1 protein-coding gene is annotated in these 541 nt (G+C 60.3%); it reads left to right on the top strand.

Annotation, left to right across the window (positions count from 1 at the left end; translation table 11 throughout):
- The first annotated feature begins 45 nt into the window (after positions 1-45).
- Positions 46-498: a phosphohistidine phosphatase SixA gene (sixA, locus tag BK660_RS31275; protein WP_123436444.1), complete on the top strand. Its 453-nt coding sequence runs from the start codon at positions 46-48 to the stop codon at positions 496-498.
- Positions 499-541 lie beyond the last annotated feature (43 nt).

Consider the following 541-nt stretch of genomic DNA (forward strand, 5'->3'; position numbering starts at 1 on the left):
CGTTGCCCCGGCGCCACAACCGGTTCGAGATGAGGAACCCAAGCTATGAAACTCTGGGTATTGCGTCACGGCGAGGCCGTGCCTTATGGCTCGTGTCCCGACTCCGAACGGGAACTGACCGAGCACGGTCGCAAAGAGGCCTTGAGCAGCGCCGCCCGGTTGATCGGCCAGCCGCTGACGGCAATCTACGCCAGCCCTTATCTGCGTGCGCAGCAGACCGCGCAGATTGTTCGCGAAGCGCTGGGTTTCGAGCCGGAAATTCGCACGGTCGAGTGGCTGACGCCGGAGGTTGATCCGGACAAGGTCACCGATCAACTGGTGTCGGTGAGCAATGTGCTGCTGGTCAGCCACAACCCGTTGGTGGGCAATCTGCTGAGCTATCTGCAACATGGCGCCGGTTATCCGCCGGAGAAGGTCAGCACCGCCGGGTTGGCTGAGCTGGAAAGCCCAGAGTTGCTGATTGGTTCGATGAACCTCAATAGCCTCAAACATCCCTGAAGTTGTAAACACCGACCCTGTAGGAGTGAGCCTGCTCGCGATA

Origin of the sequence: Pseudomonas brassicacearum (genome assembly GCF_003732265.1) — a bacterium.
GTDB lineage: Bacteria > Pseudomonadota > Gammaproteobacteria > Pseudomonadales > Pseudomonadaceae > Aquipseudomonas > Aquipseudomonas brassicacearum_D.

Excerpts from the sequence above, each read along its gene's own strand:
- sixA (WP_123436444.1), top strand. The coding sequence starts at position 46 with ATGAAACTCTGGGTATTGCGTCACGGCGAGGCCGTGCCTTATGGCTCG.